Source organism: Raineya sp. (genome assembly GCF_053497555.1).
The window spans coordinates 1-17,892 of record NZ_JBRCWE010000091.1; the positions used below are offsets into that span (position 1 = coordinate 1).

Sequence of the window (17,892 nt, forward strand, 5' to 3'; positions counted from 1 at the left end):
GTACATCCCCCCCCCCCAAGTTTTTTCAGCTAAAAAAAAGTAATTTCCAATATAAAAGGAGCGGAAACAATTCCACGACGCAAAGATAAGAATAAAAATCTAATTTTCTAAATTCTGCCAGTTTATTTATGATAACTCCAACTGCTATAAAACGCATTGCATACAAAATTCCTAAAAGAAGTTTGAAAAAATTGTGCCAATACTCCAAATGAAAAGGCACTTGCAAAGCCAAATACAATAAAATAAGCGTAAGAGGTAAATAGAAAAAATGACTAATGCGTATGTATTCGTAAAAATGAATATTGATAACCCGAGAAATTCCTAAAAGCGAAGCCATAATACTGATGAGCAGAAACTTGGCGAGTGAGCTTATCAGGATAATTGCAAAAGCCCAAGCAAGGCTCTTGATACTCAAAGCCTCTAAATCTTTATCCAAATACCTGCCAATTAGCAAAACATTGTGCTTTTCCTCGCTGGTTAGTCCTAAAAAATAAAAAAATACCGCAAGCAAAAAAGCATAATTCAGCAAGAAAAGAATATTAGAACCTGCAAAAGGACGCAAAAAAAGCGGATTATCCATTCGCCGTTGAATGTTCCAAAACTTGCTTAGCTGCAAATAACCTACCAAAAGTTTGAAATCTATCTGTCGCAAAACTGCATACCCCAATAGCAAAGTAATCAGCAAAATAACTGCATTTCTACGAATAGTATAAGTATAAAATCTATCAATCTGCTCGTTGGAAGGTTTTGAAAAATCATTTTTGAGGTAACCAATAGCAATTTCCTTCAAAAAATTCCCCTTGCGGGCATATAGCGTGCAAAAAATAGGCTGATAGCCATATCGGCGTGAAAGGCTATCTAATGAAAAACGATGCCAACCCGAAGCAAGTTTGCCTTGTAAATTATGATTGATGTACCAATAAGCCTCTTCCTGTAAGTGTAAAACAAGGTCGTAAGCCGTATATTCCGAAGGTTTGAGCCAAAAATGCAATAACTGACTATTCTGATGAGTGGTAGGCGTATAAGCTACATATTGGTTATAACTTTTGCTAAAATATAGTAGCTCATTTTCTAAGGAAACTACCTTCTTTGCAATACTTTGAGCCAAAAGTTGATTGGATAAAATAAGTAAAATAAAGCCAATAAAGTTTCGCACTATTTTGTGAGGTTTAAGGAATTTTGACTTTTAGAAAGGATTTTGCAAAAAATTTGCACAAAAGTAAGAATTTTGTTGAAAAAAATTTATAGATTTTAGCCTGAAATTTATGATATGCTCCATTAGAGTTCAAAAAGTTTGAAGTGTAAGGGAATAAAACCTTAAACATTAAACTTCAAACCTCAAACTTCAAAAAACCCAAACTTTCAAACTTTACACTTTCAACCTTCAAACGCTAAAATTATGCAAACTACTTCGCATTTATTACTGGTACGTCCTGCGGCTTTCGGCTTTAATCCTGAAACTGCCGCAACCAATGTTTTTCAGAAAACTCCCGCAGATTTTTCGCCTGAAATACACCAAAAAGCTCTGTACGAGTTTGAAAATATGGTAGAACTTTTGCGAGAAAATGATGTAAATGTACTCGTAGCCGAAGATACCCCCGAACCCTACAAGCCCGATGCTATGTTTCCGAATAATTGGATAACCACCCACCAAGATGGAACTATCGTACTTTACCCTTTGCAAGCACCCAACAGACGAGCCGAAAGAAGAGAAGAAATCTTGAATATGCTCAAAAATAAATACAAAGTTCGCAATGTTATCAACCTTTCGCACTATGAAAATAGAAACAAGTTTTTGGAAGGCACAGGCAGTTTAGTTTTAGACCACCACAATAAAATTGCTTATGCCAGCCTTTCGCCACGTACCCACGCCGAAGTAGTAGATAGATTTTGCAACCTAATGAATTACAAAAGTCTTAACTTTCAAGCCCTCGACGAATTCGGACAGCCCATTTATCATACCAACGTAGTAATGAGTATGGGCGATAAGTTCGTAATCATCTGCTTTGATGCCATAAAAGACGAAATTGACCAAGAAGATTTGCTTAATTCTTTTCGCAAAACACAAAAAGAAATTATCAAAATCAGCTACGAGCAAATGAAAAATTTTCTTGCCAACTGCATTGAAATCAGTAACAACAAAGGCGAACGCCTGCTTGTGCTTTCGCAAAGAGCTTATGATTCCATTGAGGAAACCCAAAAAAAACGTCTGGAAAGTTATGTAAGGCTACTACCCTGCCCTTTGCAAACCATTGAAACGTATGCAGGTGGCAGTGCCCGCTGTATGATTGTAGAAATATTTTTGCCAAGTTTTTAGATTTTGGCAAGGAATTTGCTAATAAATTTCTACAATCGCTATAACTATGACTTTAACAAAGCCTCACAAAAACTTGTGCAGGCTTTGTTTTTTATAAATGCCTGAATACCTCCAAAGATTTCAACTTACCAAAATGTTCAAAATGTATCCGATAATAATTGAGCAAATGGTCAATCAGCTCGCTTCGCTGTGCAGGAGAAATACTAAAAGATTCTTTGTTCCACAACTTTTTCAGAACTGCTATTTCTTGATCAAAATGTCTTGGAGCGATTTTCAGATATTTTGTCTGATGCAAACTCTGAAAAATCTCTTCCAAATTGCCATTCCAAAAGCCTAAATATTGGAGCAGTTCAAGCAGAAAAATGAGTAAAAAATGGCTATAATCAGGGTTTTGGTCTAAATCAATAATTTTTTGCTTCAAAAACTGAAAAATCTCTTCGTTTCCCAATTCACCATACAGCACCTTACCCAAAACTTCGCTAATTACCATTGCCAAAGCACTTTTAGCAAAAACAAAAGGAATTTCCTGAAAATTGTAAGCCAAGCGAATTTCGGAAGCTCTTTGCAAAGTATCCTTGCCTTCTCGGTGATAAACTACCATTTCCAGCAATGAGAGCGGCTGAAAAAGTGCAATGTTGAATTTAGGTTTGGCAGTTCTGACACTATTGATAAGATAGCTTTGTAAGCCAAAATTTTTTGTAAAAATTCTCGCAATTATGGAATGGTCTTTGTATTTGATATAGTGCAAACAAATTCCTTCGGTTTTATGTAACATTTTTGCTGAAAAATTCGTAAATAAAGTACAAAGGTTTCAAAAATTGTCCTAAAAATCAAAAATGTTCTTATTTGTATGAAACGCTTAAATTTTCTTTTCACCCTTGTATTTTTGAGCTTGGTTTACGAAGGTTTTGCACAAGTGCGATTTCTGAATGGCAGTTGGCAAGAAGCCCTCAATGAAGCTCAAAAACAAAACAAACCCATTATGGTAGATTTCTACACTACTTGGTGCGGACCTTGCAAACTGATGACCAAAACCACTTTCGCCAGTACCCAAATAGGCGATTTTGCCGATGCCAACTTCATTGCTTTCAAAGTAGATTGCGAAAAAGGTGAAGGCATACAACTCGCTCAAAAGTACGAAGTGTTCAGCTACCCTACCATTGCTTTTATTGATAAAAACGGCAACCTTTTGGGCAAAGAAATTGGTTACAAAAATGCTGACGACTTTTTGGAACTTATGCAAAAATACCGAAAAAAAGTTACAAAGTAAGGTTTTTTCAGGTTTTTGTTCGTAATTTCAGGCTCATCAATGAGCCTTTTTTTAGCTATGCAAAATTTTACTATAAAACAAGGAAGTCCCCAAGATGTTTCTGTATTGCTTGCCTTGATAAAAGAATTAGCCGAATACGAAAAAGCCCCTCAGGAGGTTCTCAATACTGAAAGCAATTTGCTACAAGATGCTTTCGGCGAAAAGCCGCTCTTTCATTTCTGGATTGCTTGGCAAGGCGAAACCCCTATCGGAATGGCAGTAGTGTATTTTCGTTATTCTACTTGGAAAGGCAAATGTTTGTATTTAGAGGATATTTACATCAGAGAAAACTATCGGAACTTGGGAGTAGGCAAAGCCTTTTTTGAAGTGCTTCTTGATTTTGCCAAAAAAGAAAATTGCAAGCGTATCTGCTGGCAAGTATTAGAATGGAACGAGCCTGCCATACGATTTTATGAAAAAATTGGGGCTAAATTTGATAGCGAGTGGGTAAATGGCTTTTTGGAATGTTCGTAAGTATATGCTAATAGGGAAATAGGAAACAAGAAGCAGGAAACAGGATTTTTGAAGGTAGATGTTAGACAGAAATGTAGAAAATTCCTGAAAAATCTGTTATGGAAAAAATTTTAATTGTAGAAGATGACCCTTTTCTTGCCGAAAACTTGCAAAAATTGCTTACTTCCGAAGGGTACAGCGTAGAAAATGTGTATGATGGGCTTTTGGCAGAAAAATTAGCCTTACGCAAGCAATACGACTGTATTGTTATGGACATCAATTTGCCGGGCAAAAATGGTTATGAAATCTGCAAAAATTTAAGAAATCATCAGATACATACCCCTATTCTGATGCTGACTGCTTTCGGAGAAATTGAAGACAAACTGGAAGGCTTTGCAAGCGGTGCAGATGACTATTTGCCCAAACCCTTTTTTACCAAAGAACTTTTAGCCCGCCTAAAAGCCCTGCTAAAAAGAAACCAAAACCGAAAAGAAAACCACAGCGAAGGCATAATTATTGAGGATTTGCACATAGATTTAGCCAAAAAAATTGCCCAAAGAGGGCAAGAAGTTATCAAGCTCACTGCTCGCGAGTTTCAAATTCTGACTATTTTGGCAGAAGCACGTGGCAACCCCGTTTCTAAAAAAGAACTCATACAGAAAGTTTGGGGCACTAATACCGAAGTGAATACCAATACCATTGAAGTATTTATCAATTCGCTTCGCAACAAAATTGATAAGCATTTTGCTACCAAACTCATTCATACCAAACTCGGTTTCGGCTATTATGTGGGTAAAAACGAACAAGATCACTAATCAAATTACGCTTACCTTTTCGGTAGTGTTTCTGATAGTTATGGCAGTGGCTTTGAGCCTGATTTATTACTTTTTTGCTACCTATCGCAAGCAAGAGTTTTACCAAAGATTAAAAGACAAAACTCTGACTACATTCAAACTGCTGGTAGAGCAGAAAGATATAGACCAAGACCTTCTACAAGTCTTAGACCGCAATACCATCAACAATCTTTATGACGAAAAACTATTACTTTTTAACGAAAGGGGCGAAATTATCTACAACAGCGTTGATGATACCCCCATTCATTTTCCCAAAGACTTGCTCAATACACTTCAACACGAAGATGATGAAATTGAATACGAAGAAGGAAAATACGAAGTTTTTGCTCATCGCTTCTACGACCAAAACAAAGCCTATTTTGGCATTATCAAGGCTTATGATAAGTATGGAAAAAATAAACTAAATTTTTTGGGCTGGTTGCTTTTAAGCATCTACCTTATCATTATTCTGATAACCTTTCTGCTTACGCGTTATGTAGCCAAGCAAATTACCGAACCTATTACAATGCTTAGCCGTGAAATTGAAAAAATTGATTTTGAGAACCTACCTACCGCCCAGATTGCCCTACCGCAAACCAATACAGAAATTTTTATTTTAGCTTCCAAATTTAAGCAACTTTTGGAACGCATACGCCAAAAAGTGGATTTCCAAAGACGTTTTATTCAACACCTTTCTCACGAACTAAAAACGCCTATTACCATTTTGGTAGCTCATTTGGAGCAAGCCCTGCCCCAATATCCGCAATGTAAAGAGGTCTTGCAATACCAAATCAATGGCTTACGGCAAATTACAGACGTTATCAATACACTTTTCAAACTTGCCAAAAGCCAAGAAAATAGCTACAAAGGGCTTACCTTGTTGCAGATAGATGAAATTGTTTTTGAAAGTTTTGAGGAACTTTCTGCCCTATACCCCAAGGCTCAGTTAGATTTTCATATCAGCGAAAATATCCACGATACTGCCCAAATGAAACTGCTGGCAGATGCCCTGATGCTAAAAATTGCCTTTTTCAATTTACTGAAAAATGCTTATGAATATGCCGAAAATAAAAAGATATACGTAGAAATTGCTCGTAAAGAAAATATTTTGGAAGTTCGCTTTGGTAACGACGGCAATACGCTTAGCGAAGAATCGCAGAAAAAACTCTTTCAGTATGTATTCAGAGGCGAAAATAGCAAGCAAGTAGCAGGTTTGGGTGTAGGGCTTACCATTGTACAGCGTATAGTACAATTGCATCAGGGTAGCATCAGTTATTTTGCCCAAGACAAATACCCCCAGAACGTAATGCTTTTGCAACTGCCTGTAAATGCCGATTAAGCATTTTTTTATCACTATTAAGGTGTTATTAAGGTCAGAAGGCATACCTTTGGCACTATGAAAACACTATGCCTTCTTTCCCTGTTTCTGATAGTCTTCGGGCAAGGTTTTGCCCAAGATACGCTTCTGATTAGCTTGCAAGAAGCCGAAAAAATTTTTTTAGAAAAAAATTTCCTCTTGCTTGCCAAACAATATGATATTGAAGCGGCAGATGCCCAAATTTTGCAAGCCAAACTATACCCCAATCCTACTTTTATAGCAAGTCTCAATCTGATTGACCCTGAAAACCAGCAAGTTTTGCATATCGGTAATACAGGACAAAAAGAGTTTGCCTTAGAGCAAATCCTGATTTTGGGGGGTAAGCGTAAAAGCGAAATATCCATAGCCCAAAAAAACAAAGAAATAGCCAAAAACGAGTTTTTTGAACTGATACGTAATCTCAAATTTCAGCTTGTTCAAAGCTATTTCACACTTTACGAACAAAAGCAAATTGCCGATAAATACACCCAGCAAATTCAGGTTTTGGATTCTATTATCAAAGCCTACGAAATACAGGTACAAAAAGGAAATCTGCCTATGAAAGATGTGATTCGGCTTAAATCTGCTTATCTGAAAATTTACCAAGAACGCTCCACCATTCTGCAAGAGCAAATTCAGGAAAACCAAAAACTTCAAATTTTGCTTCAAACCAGCCGTATCATTCTGCCTACCCTTGCCGAAAATACTTTTGCAAAAACAAGTTTCTTGCCTGCCTACAACGAAATTCTGCAAATAGCTTTGCAAAATCGCAAAGACCTTCAAGCAATGCAACTATCCAAAGAAATTGCGGCTTTGCGTCTGCGATTGCAAAGGCAACTCGTTGTACCCGACCTTGCTACTCAACTAGCCTATGACCAGCGTGGCGGAGCTTTTGTCAATCAAATCAATATTGGTATTGCTCTGCCACTTCCTTTATGGAATAAAAATAAAGGCAATATCAAGATAGCCCAAGCCGAGCAAAAAGCTGTGAATTTGCTTTTTGAACAAAAACAAAAAGAAATTGAAACCGAAGTGCTATCAGCTTGGCAAAATATGCAAAGAAGCATAGAAACCTATAAGGGCGTTGAAAAAATCTACTCACAGGAATACGAGGCAGTTTTTGAAGGCATTAAGAACAACTTTCGCAAGAAAAACATCAGTCTGCTTGAATTTGTAGATTTTTTTGAGGCTTACAATGATGCCTTAGTAGAATACCAAAGAGCCAGAATGAGGTTACTCTTTTCTGCAAACTTTATCAATTTTGTTGTGGCAACGGATATTTACAAATTTGAAAATTAGGATATTATGAAAAAATTTTGGATTATTCTGTGCCTTTCGGGGCTTATGGCTTGCACCAAAAACGAAGTCAAAGAGATGCAAGCGGCATTTTATATGAGCGATAAAATGATGGAACGTTGCGAGTTTGCCGAAGTAAAAGTTGAGCCTGTGCGAAGCGAGCTGAAACTCTTTGGCAAAATAGCCTCCGATAACAATCGTATGGCTCACGTGTATCCGGTAGTAGGCGGAAGCGTTCTGAAAATCAATGTAGAATTAGGCGATTTCGTTCAGCAGGGGCAAGTGCTTGCCGTAGTACGTAGTAGCGAAGTAGCCGATTTGCAAAAACAGCGTCTTGAAGCCCAACTAAATATAGCTCTTGCTGAAAAAAATGTACAGGTAACCAAAGACCTTTATGAGGGCAAATTAGCTTCGGATAAAGACCTGATTTCTGCTCAAAAAGAATTGGAAAAAGCCCGTGCCGAGTTAGCCCGTATCAACGAAGTGTATAGCATTTATGGCTTAAAAGCAGGCTCTATTTACAACATTACAGCCCCAATGAGCGGATTTATTGTGCAGAAAGATATTAACCAAAACGAACTCTTGCGAAGCGACAAAAGTGATGTACTCTTCACTATTGCCCAAATTGATGAAATTTGGGTGCTTGGGAATGTGAATGAGTCTAACATTGCCCGTGTAAAAGTGGGTACAAAAGCCCTAGTCAATACGATTAGCTACTCTGATAAAACCTTTGAGGGCAGAGTAGATAAAATTTTTAATGCCATTGACCCCGAAACCAAAGCGATGAAGGTGCTTGTCAAAATCAAAAATAACGACCTTCTGCTCAAACCCGAAATGAGTGCTACCATTACTTTGCTGATAGATGAAAATGCTGAAATGCCCGCCATTCCTGCTTCTGCTGTTATTTTTGATAAAAACAAAACTTGGGTAATGGTTTTCAAAGACCGCAACAACATTGAAACCCGACAAGTAGAGGTCTATCGCCAAACGGGTTCGGTAGCTTATATCGCCAAAGGTTTGCAGGCAGGGGAAAAAGTCGTTTCCAAAGAAGCCCTTTTTATCTATGATGCCCTCAACGATTAGAATTTTCCGTGCTTTCCTAAACCAATCGCTTTCTAAAACCTGCAATTATGAATCGTTTTATCAAGCAGATTCTTGCTTTTTCGCTGAAAAATCGTGCTTTTACTTTCTTTTGGGTAGGTCTGGCAGTAGTGATAGGGGTTTTGAGTTTTATGAATACGCCCATAGAAGCCTTTCCTGATGTTACCAATACGCAAATCATTATTGTTACGCAATGGAGTGGGCGTAGTGCCGAAGAGGTAGAACGCTTTGTTACTACCCCTATTGAAATTGCAATGAACGCCGTACAGAAAAAAACCAATGTTCGCAGTGTTACGATGTTTGGGCTTTCGGTGATAAAAATTATTTTTGATGATGATGTAGAAGACTTTTTTGCCCGCCAGCAGGTAAATAATCAGTTGCGTACCGTAACTCTGCCCGATGGCGTAGAACCCGAAGTTCAGCCCCCTTACGGACCCACAGGCGAGATTTTCCGATACATTCTGGAAAGCCCTACCAAAGATACCCGCGAGCTACTCACCATTCAGAACTGGGTATTGGATAGGCAGTTGCGAGCAGTTCCCGGGGTTGCCGATATTGTTGCCTTCGGAGGGCAAGAAAAAATTTATGAAATCACCTTGGACCCTGTGCGTTTGCAAAAATACGACCTTACACCCCTGCAAGTCTATGAGCAAGTAAGCAAAGCCAATCTGAACGTAGGAGGCGATATTATAGAAAAAAATGGACAGGCTTATGTGGTAAGAGGTATCGGTTTGCTGAATACCATTGAAGATATTGAAAATACCATTGTTGCAGAGTTTAAGGATAATCCTGTTTTAGTAAAAAACGTAGCCGTAGTAAGCGAAAGTTCGGCACCAAGAGTGGGGCAAGTGGGCTATAACGAAAAAAACGACGTAGTAGAAGGCATTGTTGTAATGCGTAAAAATGAAAACCCCAGCGAAGTGCTTGCTCGTCTTAAAGCCAAAATTGATGACCTCAACAAAAATGTATTGCCCGCCGATGTAAAAATGAAGCCTATCTACGACCGAGACAACTTAATGGAGTATTGCACACATACCGTAATGCACAATTTGGTAGAAGGTATTGTGCTAGTTACGGTGATAGTGCTAATTTTTATGGCAGACTGGCGTACTACACTCATTGTAGCTCTTATTATTCCGCTTTCTTTGCTCTTCGCTTTTATGTGCTTACGCCTGAAAGGAATGAGTGCCAATCTGATTTCTTTGGGAGCAGTAGATTTTGGAATTATCATAGACGGAGCAGTAGTAATGGTTGAAGGTTTGTTTGTTGCTTTACATCATTTGGCACAAAAAAATGGAATGGAGCGTTTCAATAAACTTGCCAAATTAGGCTTTATCAAAAAACACGGCTCTCAACTTGCCAAAGCTGTTTTTTTCTCCAAACTTATTATCATTTCGGCACTCTTGCCTATTTTTTCTTTCCAAAAAGTAGAAGGTAAAATGTTTTCGCCACTGGCATACACTTTGGGTTTTGCTTTGCTGGGAGCATTGCTTTTTACGCTGACGCTTGTGCCACTGCTCATTTCTATTCTTTTACGCCGCAATGTCAGAGAAAAACACAATCGCTTTGTAGATTTTATCAATGCAGTGGTAGAAACATTATTTCGCAAAACCTATCGGCACAAAAGACTTTCTGTGCTTGTTTCAGGACTGGCTCTGATACTAACATTGCTTTCTACCCACTGGATGGGTACTGAATTTTTGCCCCAGCTCAACGAAGGAGCTTTGTGGGTTACCGCAGAAATGCCTATGAGTATTTCTTTGCAAGAAAGTGTAAAACTTACCGAAGAGCTTCGCAAAGAAATCGGTGCTTTTGATGAAGTAAGTAATGTTCTTTCTCAAATTGGCAGAAGTAATGACGGCACTGACCCCAATGGCTTTTACTTCGTGCAGTTTCAAGTAGATTTGAAACCCAAAGAAAAATGGAGGCGAAGCATAAGTTTAGACCAGCTCATTGAAGAGATGGATAAAAAACTCTCACAATATCAGGGGATTCTGTACAGCTATTCGCAACCTATTATTGATAATGTAGCCGAAGCCGCCGCAGGTATCAAAGCCGCTAATGCTATCAAGATTTTTGGGCAAAATCTTGAAAAATTAGACCAACTCGCCGATGAAGTAATTCAAAAAGTCAGAGATGTAGAAGGTGTAAAAGATGTGGGGATTTTACGAAATACAGGACAACCCGAAATGAGTGTGCATCTCGACGAGCAAAAAATGGCTATCTATGGCGTAAAAAAAGCTGACGCCCAAGCTATTATTGAAATGGCAGTAGGAGGAAAAACCGCTACACAAAAATATGAAGCCGATAGAAAATTTGACATTCGCTTGCGTTACAATTACGAGTACCGAAAAAATGAAGAAGATATAATGAACCTGATGATTCCTACCACTCGCGAAACCAAAATCCCTTTACGAGAAATAGCTACCCTACAACTTCATACAGGACCCGCCTTTATTTACAGAGATAATACACAACGTTTTATAGGTGTAAAATTTTCGGTAAGAGGCAGAGATTTGGGCAGTACCATTGCCGAGGCACAAGCCCGCCTCAAAAATCTCCAACTTCCCAAAGGCTATCGTATAGAATGGACAGGCGAGTTTGAAAATCAAGTACGTGCTTCTAAAAGGCTCGGACAAATGATTCCCGTGAGTCTGATTGCTATCTTCGTACTACTATTCATTTTGTTTGGCAGTGTAAAAAATGCCCTATTGGTGCTTGCCAATGTTCCTTTTGCCCTCATTGGTGGCATTTTAGCTATCCACATTACAGGCATCAACTTTGGTATTTCGGCAGGGGTGGGTTTTATAGCTCTTTTTGGTATTTGTGTTCAAAATGGGGTTATCCTGATTTCTGAATTTCAGCAGAATTTCAAAACTACTTATTCTATTGATGAAGCGATTATCAAGGCTGTAAAAGTACGAACTCGCCCTGTAATAATGACCGCAATGATGGCGGCATTGGGGCTATTGCCTGCCGCTATTTCCACAGGCATAGGGTCCGAATCGCAAAAACCACTTGCAATTGTAATTATTGGTGGTTTGGTAACTGCTACCCTATTTACTTTACTTGTTTTCCCTATTTTTTACTATTGGTCGGTAGGAAAAACCCGAAGAAAACTCTCTGAAAATAGCGAATCAGAAGAAAGCTCTCTAACGTAACAAAAGTGGGGGTAATTGTTTAGGTCTAATTGTAGTATAGAAACAGGAAATAGGAAGCGAGAAACAGGGTTTAGAAGAAGATATGAACAGAGTAAAACTTTTACCTCAAACGCTTGAACCTTTAACCTTTTTGAACGTAAATAGTTACAAGAGGGTTAAAAATCCGCTTTCACCGAAAAAATATGCGAATACAGCCCTGCATCGCTACTTACAACATCTGTAAGGGCATAGTCAATGGCAAAGCGTTTGATTCGGAAACCGACACCAAAATTCGTTTGTACGCTATTATAGGTAGAACCATCAAAATTTTTGATTTTTTGGAAATTACCTACCCCTACACGCAAGAAAACAAGTTTTTTGTAATCCATTTCCAAGCCCAAGGCGGGCGAAAGTGAAACGACATTGGAAGCCAGCAACGTATTGCGTCTGCCGTCAAAGGTATTTTGCAACTCAAAGGCTGGCAGTAAGCCAAACTTTTCTTTGATAACAAAATAGCGGCTTAGACCGATATTGAGTTTGGGTACGGTAATTTCCACAGAATTTTGAGGGATTGGATTATTGGTTTGGGCATAAATTGTGTAAATAAGTGCCAAATTATGACTCCAAGCCGTGAAAGTACCTGTAACATCTCTTGCCATTGCTCCTATTTGCCATTTTCCGAGTTTGAGCATTGCTCCTGCGTCCAAGCCAAAGCCCCAAGCAGTGGCAAAATCGCCTGCCTGTCGGTAAATGACTTTGAAATTTCCACCTAATTGTAAGTTTTTGAGCTTGGGTAAGCGTTTGGCATAAGAAACCTGAAAAGCATAATCGGCGGCGGAAAAAAATTGAACATTGTTGTAGTTCAAAGCCCCATTGGCATCATAAATAAAACGAGTGTCGGGAATATCATCAACACCAAAGCGAATAATTGTAAGGGCAATATGGCTATTGGAATCTACGGGAGTAGCAAAACCCGCATAATCGTACTGGGCAATCCCTGCAAAATATTCGGCGTGCATCAGAGCGGCTTGATATTTGGGTTTGATATTCAGTAGCCCTGCGGGATTCCAATAGCCCGCCGTTACATCATCTACCAATGCTGTGCTGGTGCCTGCCATTGCCAAAGCCCTTGCCCCTACCCCAATATTCAAAAATTCGTTGCTATATTTGGGTGCATATTGCCCTTGCACACGCAAAGAAATCAAAATCAATAATGCCAAAAGGTTTCTATAAAGTTTCATAGTTGCTTTATGCCCTAACGTAATTGTTTAGGTCTAATTTGTGGAAACAAGAAGCTGTAAATCAGGATTTAGAACATTGAATATTTTGGCGGAGTTAAACTTTTACCTCAAACTTTTGAACCTTCAAACTTTTTGAACATAAATCATTATGCCTTAACTAAATCTAAACTTACAAACTCCCAAAAAAGAAGTTACCTGGTGCATTAGTATCCTGACTGAAATGAAAGTCGTAAAAATGTTGATACACCTCTTCACGAGAAAGTACCCCATCGCCATTGAGGTCTAATTTTTGGAAAGCGGCTTGAGCTTCTTGCAGAGAGTTACGGAAACCGAGATAAAGATGATTAAACTCCGAAGGCTGCAGCATATCGTCTTTGTTGGTATCAATGGCAGGGTAAATATGGTCTAGAAAAGGTTTTACATACTCTTCATAACTTTGAGGACTTTGCAGATTTCTTTCGTAAGCCTTCAAAAACACTTCCAAGGTGATAGGTTCATCTTGTGCATCTTCGTTGCCCAGCGTAAGCCTACGCCAATATTTTTTCAAAGCTCCTTTGAACTTCTTATCGTCCTCGGAGCCTACTTGCCAGCCAAAACTTTTTCGGAACTCTTCGGCGATAATATCCATATCTTCGGGTTCTATTACTTTGTTGCCATCGGCATCAAAGAAACGAAACATTCGGCTAATTTTTTGTTTTTGGAAATCAGAAAGCATAACGTAGCAAGTTTAGAGTGGTATAAAAGCAAAGAACAGCCCAAAAATAGCATTTTTTCGGACTGTTCCAAGAAAAATTTACAAAAAAGAGCTACGAACCGAACTTGGCTTTCAAAGCCGCCAGTTTTTCTTCCCAGCTATCTTCCTGCTTTTGCTTTTTCTTTTCGCGTTTTTCAGATTTTTTCATTTCGGGTTTGGTTTCACTTTTCAGCGAAAGAGCGATGCGTCTGCGTTCTACTTCTACCTCCAAAACGGTTACCATAACCTTTTGCCCTACTTTTACCACTTCGGTAGGGTCTGAAACGTATTTATCCGAAAGTTCGCTGATATGCACCAAGCCGTCTTGATGAACGCCAATATCTACAAAAGCACCAAATTTGGTAACATTCGTAACTATGCCCGGTAGTTTCATTCCTACTTTCAGGTCGGTGATTTCGTGAACTCCTTCGGCAAAAGAAAATTCTTCAAATTCTTTGCGAGGGTCTCTGCCCGGCTTGGCAAGCTCTTGCATAATATCTTGAAGCGTAGGCAAACCAAAACGCTCATTTACATATTTGCTTAAATCTATTTGCTTACGTAGCTCGGTGTTTTGCATCAAATCTTTTACGCTACAATTCAAATCTTTTGCCATTTGCTCCACAATGCCGTATGCTTCGGGGTGTACAGCACTGCTATCCAAAGGATTTTCGGCATTACGAATACGTAAAAAGCCCGCACACTGCTCAAATGCCTTATCCCCCAAGCGAGGCACGTTTTTGAGTTCACTACGGCTACGGAAAGCCCCTTTTTCATTGCGGTAATTGATGATGTTTTGAGCCAAACTTTCGCCTAAACCTGCCACATACATCAAAAGTTGCTTGCTGGCGGTATTGAGTTCTACGCCAACCTTATTCACCGAACTAATCACTACATCATCAAGACTTCGTTTCAGAGAGTTCTGATCTACATCGTGCTGATACTGCCCTACTCCAATGGATTTTGGGTCTATTTTGACAAGCTCGGCAAGCGGGTCTTGCAACCTTCTGCCAATAGAAATTGCCCCTCTGACGGTCAAATCTAAATCAGGAAACTCCTCGCGTGCTACTTCCGAAGCCGAATAAATAGAAGCTCCGCTTTCATTTACTACCAAAATCTTTACATTCGGGATATTCAAACTCTTTACGAAACTTTCCGTTTCGCGGCTTGCTGTACCATTCCCTATCGCAATGGCTTCCACTTGGTATTTTTCGCAAAGGGTTTTGAGAATATGAGCCGATTTGGCGATTTCACGTTGCGGCTCGTTGGGGTAAATGGTTTCATTATGCAACAACTTACCATTTTTATCCAAAACCACCAATTTGCAACCTGTCCGAAAGCCGGGGTCTAATGCCAATACTACTTTTTCGCCTAATGGTGAAGCCATAAGCAACTCACGTACATTTTCGGCAAATACGCGTATAGCTTCCTCATCGGCTTTTTTCTTGGAAATAAGCCTAATTTCTGTTTCCATTGAAGGCTTCAAGAGGCGTTTGTAGCAATCGGCAATAGCCATTTTTACCTGCTGACTGCTTTCGTTTTTGTCTTTTACAAATTCTCTTTCAAGCAAAGCAATAGCCTCTTGTTCTTCGGGGGCAATGTCTAAGGTCAGAATCAACTCTTTTTCCCCTCTACGCATAGCAAGCAATCTGTGCGAAGGAACAGTAGCAATAGGTTCAGACCACTCAAAATAATCTTTGAACTTTTGGGCTTCTTCGGTTTTTTGCTTTTCGGGTAAAACTTTGGAGCTAATCATTGCCTTTTTCAAGAACAAATCACGCATTTTGGCTCTTGCCTCTTGATGTTCGTTGATGTATTCGGCAAGAATATGCCTTGCTCCTTCCAGAGCCTCTTCGGTAGAATTTACCTGCTTTTCGGCATCAACGAATTTGCTTGCTTCTGCCTGTAAGTCTATATCGTTTTGCTCTAAAATAAGCATAGCCAATGGCTCTAAACCTTTTTCCTTGGCTATGGTAGCTTTGGTACGTTTTTTAGGACGATAAGGCAAGTACAAATCTTCCAAAACGCTCATTGTTTCAGCATCTTGGATTTTTTGCTCCAATTCAGGAGTCAGTTTACCCTGCTCTTTGATAGATTTCAGGATAGTTTCACGGCGTTTATCCAGTTCAGCAAGTTGCTCTAACCTATCGCGAATAGCCGTAATTTGTGTTTCGTCAAGGCTACCTGTGGCTTCTTTGCGATAGCGAGCAATAAAAGGCACTGTACCTCCTTCTTGGAGCAGTTGTGCAGTTGCTTCTACTTGTCTGATACCTATGCCCAACTCAGAAGCAATTTTCAAGCTATAACGTTCCAACATTGCACAAGTATTTAAGGTTCAATGGATTAAAGATTAAGAAATAGGGGGCTTTTATGTAAGCCCCGCCTGAAAATTTTGTAAGCTAATTGCTTGGGTATGTAACTTATCTAAAACTTTTGAACTTTGAACTACAAATTCTTAAACCTAAAAAAGGCTTGCGTTCAAAGTATTTTAGACAAATTCAGAGGTTTAATATTGTTGCATTTTTGAGAAAAAGAAAGAAGCCTCTATTTCGGCATTTTCGTCAGAATCGGAGCCGTGGATAGCATTAGCTTCAATAGATTTTGCAAAAAGTTTGCGAATAGTACCCTCTTCGGCTTTGGCGGGGTCGGTAGCACCAATCAGTTTGCGGAAATCAGCTACGGCATTATCTTTTTCTAAAATCAAAGCAACAATATGCCCCGAAGACATATACTCGCAAAGGTCGTTGTAAAAAGGTCTTTCTTTATGCACAGCATAAAATTGCCCTGCTCTTTGTTTAGAGAGTTTGGTCATACGCATTGCCGAAATACGGAAACCTGCCTCTTCAATCATTTTCAAAATTGCACCAATATTTCCTGCCTGCACGGCATCGGGTTTAATCATTGAGAAAGTTCTATTACCTGCCATAGTTTTTTGATTTTTTGCCGCAAGTTGCACAAGTTTTTTGGGTTTTTCAAAAAAATCAGGAAAAAATCTTTGCTTGGGCAAAGTAGGAAACAGGAAACAATAGGCAAGAAACAAAAAGTAAAAATTGAAGTTATTGAACTATTGAACACCAAACTTTGGGCTATTCAAACCTTCTGTATGTTTTGCGAGTAAAGTTTGATTAGCAGAAAAACCCCTCAACTTCGGCTTAACAAAAATTTTACAAAAAAAACACAAGAAACTTGAAACATTTTCAAAGTTTCCATAGTTTTGTGCCTGAAAATATTTTTGCGTGAAACCAAAACGTTTGAGCAGACTTGGAAAATAGAGAACGCATACTCGCCAAAGCCGAAGAACTATTTATGCGATATGGCATCAGGAGCATCACAATGGACGATATTGCTCGTGAGCTTGCCATTTCCAAAAAAACCATTTACCAATACTTTCAGGATAAAGACGCCTTGGTAGAAAAAGTAGCAGATAGGCATTTTCAGCAAGATGAACAGCAAATCTGCAAAATATCCGAACATACCGAAAATGCCATTGACGAAGTGATCTTGATGAGCCAACACCTCAAAAATCGGCTCAAAGGCGTAAATCCTTCGGTTTTTTTTGATTTACAACGCTACCACCCCAAAACTTGGGCTTTGTGGCAAGCTCATAAACGCAATTTTATCATTGCCCAAGTACGTAAAAACTTGGAGCAGGGTATTTCTGAAGGTCTGTATCGTCAGGATTTGAATGTAGAGGCTCTGGCTATTTTGCGTGTAACAGAAGTAGAAATGGCATTTGATATTCAGCTATTTCCACCTAACAAATTTGATTTGGTAAGCCTTCAAATGACTTTTTTAGAACATTTTATTCGTGGAATAGTTACCCCCCAAGGGCTGGAAGTTTTGGAAAGCACCTTGCAAAAATACGAAAAATCATTCAATTTCTCTACTCTACATACCTTCAACCCGCTATGATACAAACATAAAGCCTTATGAAAAACTTATTTTTAACTTTTGGATTTTTAGGATTACTCGGGTGGCAAAGTGCTTTTGCCCAAGAAAAAAGAACAATGACTTTGGAGCAGTGCATAGAATATGCCTACCAAAATACTGCCCTAATGCAAAAATCGGTACTTGATGAGCAAATTGCACAAGCCAAAAACCAAGAATATTTGGGC

At 39.0% G+C, this 17,892-nt stretch carries 15 protein-coding genes and 1 pseudogene; 10 read left to right on the forward strand and 6 right to left on the reverse strand.

What is annotated here, in order from left to right:
- Positions 1-25: 25 nt before the first annotated feature.
- Positions 26-1,156, reverse strand: coding sequence for a DUF4271 domain-containing protein (locus ACWITO_RS11800; protein ID WP_448530199.1), 1,131 nt, complete (start codon positions 1,154-1,156; stop codon positions 26-28).
- Between the two features lie 243 nt (positions 1,157-1,399).
- On the opposite strand from ACWITO_RS11800, the gene ctlX reads away from it, so the two are divergent.
- Positions 1,400-2,317: a citrulline utilization hydrolase CtlX gene (ctlX, locus tag ACWITO_RS11805; RefSeq protein ID WP_448530200.1), complete on the forward strand. Its 918-nt coding sequence runs from the start codon at positions 1,400-1,402 to the stop codon at positions 2,315-2,317.
- Between the two features lie 91 nt (positions 2,318-2,408).
- On the opposite strand, the gene recO is transcribed toward ctlX, so the two are convergent.
- A complete protein-coding gene (gene recO / locus ACWITO_RS11810) occupies positions 2,409-3,092 on the reverse strand; it encodes a DNA repair protein RecO (RefSeq protein ID WP_448530201.1) in 684 nt (227 codons plus the stop codon).
- A 75-nt stretch (positions 3,093-3,167) separates the two neighbouring features.
- Between recO and ACWITO_RS11815 the strand changes: the two genes are divergently transcribed.
- The 7 genes from ACWITO_RS11815 (at position 3,168) to ACWITO_RS11845 (ending at position 11,827) form a co-directional block, all read left to right on the forward strand.
- On the forward strand, positions 3,168-3,587 hold the full coding sequence (locus tag ACWITO_RS11815; protein ID WP_448530202.1) for a thioredoxin family protein: 420 nt from the start codon (positions 3,168-3,170) through the stop codon (positions 3,585-3,587).
- A gap of 39 nt (positions 3,588-3,626) precedes the next feature.
- Entirely contained in the window at positions 3,627-4,100 is a 474-nt protein-coding gene (locus ACWITO_RS11820) for an N-acetyltransferase family protein (RefSeq protein ID WP_448530203.1), read from the forward strand.
- Between the two features lie 98 nt (positions 4,101-4,198).
- Positions 4,199-4,894: a response regulator transcription factor gene (locus ACWITO_RS11825; protein ID WP_448530204.1), complete on the forward strand. Its 696-nt coding sequence runs from the start codon at positions 4,199-4,201 to the stop codon at positions 4,892-4,894.
- Positions 4,866-6,251 carry a sensor histidine kinase gene (locus tag ACWITO_RS11830; RefSeq protein ID WP_448530205.1) on the forward strand — a complete coding sequence of 462 codons (1,386 nt, stop codon included), beginning with the start codon at positions 4,866-4,868 and terminating at the stop codon, positions 6,249-6,251. The genes ACWITO_RS11825 and ACWITO_RS11830 overlap by 29 nt, the downstream gene beginning before the upstream one ends.
- A gap of 57 nt (positions 6,252-6,308) precedes the next feature.
- The gene (locus tag ACWITO_RS11835) at positions 6,309-7,568 is read left to right on the forward strand and encodes a TolC family protein (RefSeq protein WP_448530206.1); all 1,260 of its coding nucleotides are present in this window, start codon (positions 6,309-6,311) and stop codon (positions 7,566-7,568) included.
- Positions 7,569-7,574: 6 nt separating this feature from the next.
- Positions 7,575-8,648 (forward strand): efflux RND transporter periplasmic adaptor subunit, encoded by a 1,074-nt coding sequence (locus tag ACWITO_RS11840; protein WP_448530207.1) that lies wholly within the window; start codon positions 7,575-7,577, stop codon positions 8,646-8,648.
- A 47-nt stretch (positions 8,649-8,695) separates the two neighbouring features.
- A complete protein-coding gene (locus ACWITO_RS11845) occupies positions 8,696-11,827 on the forward strand; it encodes an efflux RND transporter permease subunit (protein ID WP_448530208.1) in 3,132 nt (1,043 codons plus the stop codon).
- Positions 11,828-11,982: 155 nt separating this feature from the next.
- Here the strand turns inward: ACWITO_RS11845 and ACWITO_RS11850 are convergent, their stop codons facing one another.
- The 4 genes from ACWITO_RS11850 to ACWITO_RS11865 form a co-directional block, all read right to left on the reverse strand.
- Positions 11,983-13,047, reverse strand: a complete 1,065-nt coding sequence (locus tag ACWITO_RS11850) for a putative type IX sorting system protein PorV2 (RefSeq protein ID WP_448530209.1) — start codon at positions 13,045-13,047, stop codon at positions 11,983-11,985.
- A gap of 169 nt (positions 13,048-13,216) precedes the next feature.
- Positions 13,217-13,762, reverse strand: coding sequence for an EF-hand domain-containing protein (locus tag ACWITO_RS11855; RefSeq protein ID WP_448530210.1), 546 nt, complete (start codon positions 13,760-13,762; stop codon positions 13,217-13,219).
- A gap of 91 nt (positions 13,763-13,853) precedes the next feature.
- Positions 13,854-16,094 (reverse strand): Tex family protein, encoded by a 2,241-nt coding sequence (locus ACWITO_RS11860; protein WP_448530211.1) that lies wholly within the window; start codon positions 16,092-16,094, stop codon positions 13,854-13,856.
- Positions 16,095-16,283: 189 nt separating this feature from the next.
- Entirely contained in the window at positions 16,284-16,703 is a 420-nt protein-coding gene (locus ACWITO_RS11865; protein ID WP_448530212.1) for a nucleoside-diphosphate kinase, read from the reverse strand.
- 335 nt (positions 16,704-17,038) lie between these two features.
- Between ACWITO_RS11865 and ACWITO_RS11870 the strand changes: the two genes are divergently transcribed.
- On the forward strand, positions 17,039-17,689 hold the full coding sequence (locus ACWITO_RS11870) for a TetR/AcrR family transcriptional regulator (RefSeq protein WP_448530213.1): 651 nt from the start codon (positions 17,039-17,041) through the stop codon (positions 17,687-17,689).
- A gap of 17 nt (positions 17,690-17,706) precedes the next feature.
- A pseudogene (locus ACWITO_RS11875) lies at positions 17,707-17,892 on the forward strand (hypothetical protein); the annotation flags it as partial.